Genomic DNA, 8,274 nt, shown 5'->3' on the forward strand with positions numbered 1-8,274 from the left:
ACTTCCTTTCCGGTGGCGCGGACTCGTTTTGCGATGGTCAGATGCACCCGCGGGATGCCATTACGGGCATCTTGTATCCAGGGTCGAATCGCCCGGGTTTCACTGTCCGTGCCGTCGCGACAGGCCGACTGCCGACAGATCCCGTTCAAGTTCGAAGGCCCCGGTATGCAGGAAATCGTCCGTCCCGGGGGCGTCTTCGAGGGCGTCGTCGGCGGAAAGAATGGCCTGGTGCAGCCTCTGCAGCGGTTTTCCGGGTTCCAGCCCCAGTTCTCGTACGAGATTGCCGCGCAATTCCTGGAACACCTTCAGCGCCTGCGCTCGGCGGCCGCTGAGATGTAAGGCCCGCATGTATCGGGCGTGCAGTCCTTCGTGCAGCGGATTGGTGCCGGTGAGAGCGACCAGTTCGGGCAGCGCTTCGCGGTACATGCCGAGCCGGAGCTGGGCGTCCATCAGATATTCCAGGACGACCAGGCGGGACTCCTCCAATTGCAGCCGCCTGGACTCCAGCAGCCAGCTGCCCTGGACGTCGACCAGGGCCGGGCCGCGCCACATGCGCAGTGCCTCGTCGAGCAGTGCCACGCCGCCGCGGTCGTCCCCGCCGGCGATCAGGTCGCGTCCCGCGGCGACCATGGCGTTGTAACGCTGGTAGTCCAGCGCGTCGTCCTCGACGACCAGCATGTAGCCGCCCGCCCGGGTGACCAGCACCTCCTGGGCGATCTCGGTGAGCGGCCGGTGCATGGACGCCGCGAGTACCTTGCGCAGGTTCAGGACGTAGGTCTGCAGCGTCGTCACGGCGCTGTTCGGAGGCTCGACGTCCCAGAGCTCGCCCATCAGCGTGGACACCGGGACCACCTTGCGTGGGTGGAGCGCAACGGTGGTCAGCACGCTGCGCAGCTTCGGGGCGCTGGGCGCCGCGGAAGTGTTCTCCACTATCAGGGTCAGCGGACCAAGAACTCCGATGTGCAACGGTTCCCCCATGGTTGCTTACCGAACACGGAATTGGTGCGACTGGATGTGTGGATTTTGCGGCTGCGGGCCGATTTCACCAACCTATGACGTAACCGCGGGCCGCGGAAATGTGAATGGATTTTGTCGGGATATCGGGGATGGGGGCGAGCCTGGTCGAATGTCCACCCGGACATCGGTCGCCCCGTCAGTGTCACTGGATCCCCCTGGGCCGGACGCGCCAGTTCGGCCGGCGCGAGCCGTTCATGCGGTCGTGGCGAGCCTACCTCGCCGGAGCGTAGCCTTCTACCGATTGTCACGGTGCTCCGCAAGCGGAACTCTTTATTTCGCTCGAATCTTTACAGCATGGCTTCGCCCTCGACTGCGCCAGCTGTTCGGCTGTCGGCCCAATTCTGATTGAGCATTCAATGGTTGATGGTTCGTCCGGTAATCGAGTCGACGGGGTCCCTCCGTGGCGGTGCGGTCGGCGGCCGCGATACGGGCGGCTCGGGCCAGCAGAACCGCCGTGAGAGCGGCGAGTTCGGCATCGTCGACGTGCCCGCGCCGCACCTGGATGAGTGCGCAGGACGCGGTGTCGTGGCGGGTGGGCAAGAATGCTCCCTCACTGTGGTGGGTTGCCGTGCTTGCGGGGCGGCAGATCGGCGTGCTTGGTGCACAGGGCCGCCAGCGACCGGGCGAGTACAGCCCGGGTCTCGGTCGGGTCTATGACGTCGTCGACGAGGCCGCGCTCGGCGGCGTAGTACGGGTGCATCAGCTCGGCCCGGTACTCCCTGACCATCCGTGCCCGCATGGCCTCGGGGTCCTCGGCCTCGGCGATCTGCCGCCGGAAGACCACGTTCGCTGCTCCGTCCGCCCCCATGACAGCGATTTCGTTGGTGGGCCAGGCGTACGCGAGGTCGGCGCCGATGGACTGGCTGTCCATGACGATGTAGGCGCCTCCGTACGCCTTGCGCAGCACGACTGACACGCGGGGGACGGTCGCGTTGCAGTAGGCGTGGAGCAGCTTGGCGCCGTGCCGGATGATGCCCCCGTGCTCCTGTGCGACGCCGGGGAGGAACCCGGGCACGTCGAGCAGGGTGACGAGAGGGATGTTGAAGGCGTCGCAGAACTGAACGAAGCGGGCGGCCTTTTCACTCGCCCCGATGTCCAGCACGCCCGCGAGCACCTGCGGCTGGTTGGCGACGATGCCCACCACCTGGCCGTCCAGGCGGCCCAGCGCGCAGATGATGTTGCGGGCCCAGCGCTCGTGGACCTCCAGGTACTCGCCGTCGTCGACGATCTCCTCGATCACCTTCGTCATGTCGTACGGCCGGTTGCCGTCCGCCGGGACCAGGTCCAGGAGGGCGGGGGAGCGGCGGCCGGGCGGGTCGTCGCTTCGCACGGCGGGCGGGCTCTCGTGGTTGTTCTGCGGCAACAAGGAGAGCAGGTAGCGCACTTCGGCGATGCAGGTCTCCTCGTCGGCGTAGGCGAAGTGGCAGACGCCGCTCGTCTGGGCGTGGACGTCCGCGCCGCCCAGGCCGTCGTGGCTGATCTCCTCGCCGGTGACCGCCTTGACCACGTCCGGGCCGGTGATGAACATCTGCGAGGTGTCGCGGACCATGAAGACGAAGTCCGTCAGGGCGGGTGAATAGGCCGCGCCGCCGGCGCACGGGCCGAGCATCACCGAGATCTGCGGGATGACGCCTGAGGCCTTGGTGTTGCGCTGGAAGATGCCGCCGTAGCCGGCGAGCGCCGAGACGCCCTCCTGGATGCGGGCGCCGGCGCCGTCGTTGAGGGAGACCAGCGGGGCGCCCGCCGTGATGGCCATGTCCATGATTTTGTGGATCTTGGTGGCGTGGGCCTCGCCCAGCGCGCCGCCGAAGATCCGGAAGTCATGGGCGTAGACGAAGACGGTGCGGCCGTGGACGGTGCCCCAGCCGGTGACCACGCCGTCGGTGTACGGCCTGCGGTCCTCCAGGCCGAAGCCCGTGGCGCGATGCCGGCGCAGTTGCTCCACCTCGTGGAACGTTTCCTCGTCCAGGAGGAGTTCGATGCGCTCTCGGGCGGTCAGTTTGCCCTTGGCGTGCTGGGCCTCGGTCGCCCGCTCGCTCGGGCCGTGGTGCGCCAGGTCGCGCACCGCGTACAACTCCGCGACGCGGTCGGTCGTGGCGGGGGTCGGTGGGACGACCTCCGGCACACGCTCGGTGGTGGCGGGGGCAAGTGGGATGACGGTCACGGACGGGGCCTCCTCATGGGCGTGTCCAACCCAACTCCTCGGTCAGCCGGCGTTCCTCGGTGGACAGTGGGAAATCGGGGACGAGCCGCTCCGGATGGCCCGCGGCGGGACCTGTCAGGGCGCGCGGCCGGCGGCGCGGGCCGGCGGGGACCGGGGCGGGGACGCGTCGGCGCTCGGACATCAGGTGGAAGGGCGCGTTCGGGGCGATCCACATATGGCCCATGGCCGTGGCGCTGAGGGCCAGCGCCCTGCCCAGGGCCTCGAGCAGCTCACCGGCTCGGCTCACCGCGCGGCTCCCTGCGCCACCGCCGCCTCGACGGGCAGGCTCGCCGGGCCGCTGACGAACGTGTGCCTCCAGGGCACCTCCGACAGCGGCACCGCGGGGCGCAGCCGCGGAAAACGGCGCAGTACCTCACGTACGGCGGTCTCGGCCTGGGTGCGGGCCAGGGCCGCGCCGATGCAGTAGTGGATGCCGTGTCCGAGCGCCAGATGCCTGCCCGCGTCGGTGCGTGTGACGTCCAGCCGGTCGGCGTGGGCGAAGGCCCGCGGATCGCGGTCGGCCGCGGCGAGCGCCACCTGTACGGCCTCCCCCTCGGGGATCAGCACACCGCCGATCTCCACCGGGGCATCGGTGAAGCGCAGCCCGCTCAGCTCGAACGGGGTGAAGAAGCGCAGGAACTCCTCGACGGCCGCCGGGATCCGGTCGGGGTCGGCGCGCAGCAGGTCGGCCTGGTCGGGATGGGCCACCAGGGCGTACATGCCGTTGCCGACGAGCTGCACGGTGGACTCGTGGCCGGTACCCAGCAGGGTGATCACGGTGGTGACCAACTCGTCGTCGCTGAGCCGGTCGGACTCCGCGTCGTTGAGCCGGACCAGCTCGCTGACCAGGTCGTCGCCGGGTGTGCGCCGCTTGTCCGTGATCAGTTCCAGGGCCAGCCCGACCAGCCCGCGAGCCGCGTCGGTCACGCCCTCGTCCATCGAGGTCAGCGCCCTGGAGTGGGTGGCCCAAAGGTCCCACTGGTGCTCCGGCACCCCGAAGAGCCGGCAGATCACCCGGACGGGCAGGGGTTCGGCCAGCCCGGTCACCAGGTCGAACCGCTGCGCGGATGTGCCGGCGTCGAGCAGCCCGCCGGTCAACTCCTCCACGACCGGGCGCAGTTCGCGCACCGCCCGGGCGGTGAAGACACGGGCGACCAGCTTGCGCAGCCGGGTGTGCTCGGGTGGGTCCCGGTCGAGCATGTTCCCGGTGAAGTAGCGCCCCAGGTCCTCCGGGAGCGCGTTGGCGGCGGCCACGTTGATCCGGCCGTGCTTGGCGGAGTCGTTGACCAGGCGCGGATCGGCCAGCACCTGCAGGGCCTCGGCGTGCCGGGTGACCAGCCACATGGGCGTGCCGTCGATGAACCGGCAGCGCACGACCGGGCCGCGTGCCCGCAGCCGGGCGTACAGGGCGTGCCGGTCGGGGCTCGTCATCAGGGTGATCAGGTCGATCTCGCCGGTGTCGTCAACCGTCATGGCGGTGTGCACCTCTCGTCGTCCGGCGCTTGACGGTGGCCAGTCTCGTCGCAGCGCGAGAGGCGGCGGTCGAACCTCGGTGGAGAAGCGCTGGGGTGTGACATGAGCCACACTGGATGGCTCGTACGGTGTACCGTATGCTGTACTGGATTCGGGGTCGTCCGGCCTGCCCGCTTACTGCGGCGGGTGCCCGAGGAGAGACGAGAGCGGGGTTATGGACCAAGACTTCATCGAGATCGTCCGTGCACGAGAGAACAACCTGCAGAACGTGACGCTTCGCATCCCCAAGCGGAAGATCACCGTCTTCACCGGAGTGTCCGGATCGGGCAAGTCGTCCCTGGTCTTCGACACGATCGCCGCTGAATCGCAGCGCCAGCTCAACGAGACCTTCTCCGCGTTCGTCCGGAACCTGCTGCCGAAGTTCGGCCAGCCGGACGCCGACTCCATCAGCAACCTCTCGACCGCCGTGGTCATCGACCAGAAGCGCCTCGGCGGCGGCTCGCGCTCCACGCTGGGCACCATCTCGGACATCAACCCGCTGCTGCGGCTGCTGTTCTCACGGATCGCCGAACCGTACATCGGCGGCTCCAACGTCTTCGGTTTCAACGACCCCACGGGCATGTGCCCGGAGTGCGAGGGCCTGGGCCGGGCGGCCGCCCTGGACCTCGGCCGGTTCCTGGACCGCTCCCGCTCGCTCAACGAGGGCGCGATCCTCTTCCCGCCCTTCGCCGTGGGCACCTGGTACTGGCGGCTGTACGCGGAGTCGGGCTTCTTCGACCCCGACAAGAAGCTCGCCGACTACACCGAGGAGGAGACCCACAAGCTGCTGCACGGCAGCGGCGGCAAGATCGTCGTCGAGGCGCAGGGGCGCGCCCTGCAGAGCGAGTACGAGGGGCTGGTCGACCGGTTCACCCGGCTGTACCTGAAGAAGGACATCAACGCGATGTCCGAGCGCAACCGCGACACCGTGCTGCGGTTCATCAGCTCGGGAACCTGCCCGGCCTGCCAGGGCACCCGTCTGTCGCCGGCCGTGCTCGGCTCCCGCATCGACGGACGCAACATCGCCGACCTGTGCGCGATGGAGATCACCGACCTGGCGGAGACCGTCGCCGCGTGGTCGTACCCGGAGGCCAAGTCGATTCTGGAGAGCCTGCGGGAGCGGCTGCGGCACCTGGTCACCATCGGCCTGGGCTATCTGAGCCTGGACCGCGAGACGCCGACGTTGTCCGGCGGCGAGGCCCAGCGCGTGAAGATGGTCCGGCATCTGTCCAGCAGCCTGACCGACATGATGTACATCTTCGACGAGCCCAGCGTCGGCCTGCACCCCAGCGATGTCGGCCCGCTCAAGGAACTCCTGCGGGAACTGCGGGACAAGGGCAACACGGTGCTGGTCGTCGAGCACGACCCGGACCTCATCCGGGTCGCCGACCATGTCGTCGACATCGGCCCGCGGGCCGGCACCCGCGGCGGGCGGATCGTCTACGAGGGGTCGCTCGAGGGGCTCCACCGGGCGGACACGCTCACCGGGCGGTGGATCAACCGCGAGGTGCCCGTGAAGTCGACGTTCCGCACCCCGCCCAGGCGGCGCACGGTCAAGAACGCGACGGCCAACAACCTCAGGAACGTCACCGTGGACATCCCCTCCGAGGTGCTCACCGTCGTCTGCGGGGTGGCCGGGGCCGGCAAGAGCTCGCTGATCGAGCGGGCCTTCCTGGAGCAGCACCCGCACGCCGTGGTCATCGACCAAGCCCCGGTCGGCACCTCCAGCCGGTCCACGCCCGCCACCTACACCGGCATCATGGACGAACTGCGCAAGGCGTTCGCCAAGGCCAACAAGGTCAGCGCCTCACTGTTCAGCTTCAACTCCCGCGGCGCCTGCGAGACCTGCCAGGGCCTCGGCTTCGTCCAGACCGACCTCGCCTTCCTCGACCCGATCAAGTCGACCTGCGAGGAGTGCGAGGGGCGGCGGTTCAAGCCGGAGGTGCTGGCCCACCGGCTGCGCGGCCGGTCCATCGGCGACGTACTGGAGATGACGGCCTTCGAGGCGCTGGACTTCTTCGCCGAGGACAAGCACCTGCCCATCGTGCAGGCGCTCAACGACGTGGGCCTCGACTATCTGCGGCTCGGCCAGCCGCTGAGCACCCTGTCCGGCGGCGAGTGCCAGCGCCTGAAGCTCGCCGGCGAACTGCACAAGCAGGGCAGCGTCTACGTCATGGACGAGCCGACGACCGGGCTGCACATGTCCGACGTCGAGCACCTGCTCGGCATCATGGAGCGTCTGGTCGAGCAGGGGAACTCGGTGATCGTCATCGAGCACAACCCGGACGTCATCAAGAACGCCGACTGGATCGTCGAACTCGGTCCGGGTGCGGGCAGTCAGGGCGGCACGGTGGTCTTCGAGGGCACCCCGGCCCAGCTCCTGCAGGCCGAGCACTCGGTCACCGGGCGGTATCTGCGCGAGACCGGCTGACCGTCGGCCCCGCCCGCGGCCCGTCCGCCCCACGCCTGAGGGTGGGCGCGGGCGGGCCGCCGCGCGCCCGGGGCCTGTCGCGGCGTTCGGGACCGGGCCACCCCTGGGCCCTGCCGAGCTTCGAGTGCTCCTCGACCCGGTACCGGAAGCATTCCTCGCGGCTTGGGCAACCGCCCGGCCGGCAGTCGACCGCGAAGGAGACAACGTGACGATCCTGGTGACGGGCGCGACGGGGAACGTCGGGCGGAACGTCGTCGATCAGCTCGTACGGTCCGGCACACGGGTGCGTGCCATCACCCGCGACCCCGCCCGGGCGAACCTGCCCTCGGGTGCCGAAGTCGTCCAGGCCGACCTCGGCAAACTCGACACCCTGAAGGCCGCCTTGGAGGGGGTGGAGCGGATGTACCTCTTCCCGCTCGCCTACCTCACCTCCGACGTCCAGTCCTTCGCGGACGTCCAGGTCAACACCGAGGTCCCCGAACTGGCCCGGCAGGCAGGGGTGCGGCGGATCGTCCTGCTGTCCTCCAACGCCGTGCTCTACGGGGCCGACGAGCACCACCAGCAGGCGGAAGCCGCCGTGGAGGCCTCGGGACTGGAGTACACCCATCTGCGGCCGGGCGAGTTCGCCATGAACAAGGCCCTGGCCTGGGGCGAGTCGATCCGCGCCGAGGGCGTCGTGCGCAGCGGGTTCCCCGAGACCAGGGGGGTGCCCATCCACGAGGCCGATGTGGCGGCGGTCGCCGCGGCCGCGCTGCAGGAGGACGGGTACGTCGGCAAGGGCCTGGAGCTGACCGGCCCCGAGTCGCTGACCGAGCGTGAGCAGGTCCGGGAGATCGCCCTCGGGCTCGGCCGGGAGATCCGCTTCGAGGAACTCACCCGGGAACAGGCCCGGGAGAACTGGATCGCCCAGGGCGTGCCGCCGGAGGTGGTGGACGAGATGATGAGCCACTCCGAGCGCTTCGCGACCCAGCCGCCGAAGGTGCACGACACCGTGCGGACCGTCACCGGCCGACCCGCCCGCACACTGCGTCAGTGGGCGGCCGACCACGCCGACCTGTTCCGCTGACGGGCGAGGGCGCACGCAGAGGAGGCCGCAGCCGAGGGCTGCGGC

At 69.5% G+C, this 8,274-nt stretch carries 7 protein-coding genes; 2 read left to right on the forward strand and 5 right to left on the reverse strand.

Annotation, left to right across the window (positions count from 1 at the left end; genetic code table 11):
* Positions 1-99: 99 nt before the first annotated feature.
* The 5 genes from AB0N07_RS13475 to AB0N07_RS13495 all read right to left on the reverse strand — a co-directional run bounded on the left by AB0N07_RS13475 (position 100) and on the right by AB0N07_RS13495 (position 4,693).
* Entirely contained in the window at positions 100-978 is an 879-nt protein-coding gene (locus AB0N07_RS13475; protein ID WP_365834379.1) for an AfsR/SARP family transcriptional regulator, read from the reverse strand.
* Positions 979-1,287: 309 nt separating this feature from the next.
* Positions 1,288-1,515, reverse strand: a complete 228-nt coding sequence (locus AB0N07_RS13480) for an acyl-CoA carboxylase epsilon subunit (protein WP_365834390.1) — start codon at positions 1,513-1,515, stop codon at positions 1,288-1,290.
* A gap of 52 nt (positions 1,516-1,567) precedes the next feature.
* Positions 1,568-3,142: an acyl-CoA carboxylase subunit beta gene (locus AB0N07_RS13485; RefSeq protein WP_365834392.1), complete on the reverse strand. Its 1,575-nt coding sequence runs from the start codon at positions 3,140-3,142 to the stop codon at positions 1,568-1,570.
* 52 nt (positions 3,143-3,194) lie between these two features.
* Positions 3,195-3,467, reverse strand: coding sequence for a DUF6059 family protein (locus tag AB0N07_RS13490; RefSeq protein WP_365834380.1), 273 nt, complete (start codon positions 3,465-3,467; stop codon positions 3,195-3,197).
* The gene (locus tag AB0N07_RS13495; RefSeq protein WP_365834381.1) at positions 3,464-4,693 is read right to left on the reverse strand and encodes a cytochrome P450; all 1,230 of its coding nucleotides are present in this window, start codon (positions 4,691-4,693) and stop codon (positions 3,464-3,466) included. The genes AB0N07_RS13490 and AB0N07_RS13495 overlap by 4 nt, the downstream gene beginning before the upstream one ends.
* A 214-nt stretch (positions 4,694-4,907) precedes the next feature.
* Here AB0N07_RS13495 and AB0N07_RS13500 point away from each other — a divergent pair, with 214 nt between their 5' ends.
* Both AB0N07_RS13500 and AB0N07_RS13505 read left to right on the forward strand, forming a co-directional pair.
* On the forward strand, positions 4,908-7,163 hold the full coding sequence (locus AB0N07_RS13500) for an excinuclease ABC subunit UvrA (RefSeq protein WP_365834382.1): 2,256 nt from the start codon (positions 4,908-4,910) through the stop codon (positions 7,161-7,163).
* Between the two features lie 205 nt (positions 7,164-7,368).
* Entirely contained in the window at positions 7,369-8,229 is an 861-nt protein-coding gene (locus tag AB0N07_RS13505) for an NAD(P)H-binding protein (protein ID WP_365834383.1), read from the forward strand.
* Positions 8,230-8,274 lie beyond the last annotated feature (45 nt).

Origin of the sequence: Streptomyces sp. NPDC051172 (assembly GCF_040682555.1) — a bacterium.
GTDB lineage: Bacteria > Actinomycetota > Actinomycetes > Streptomycetales > Streptomycetaceae > Streptomyces.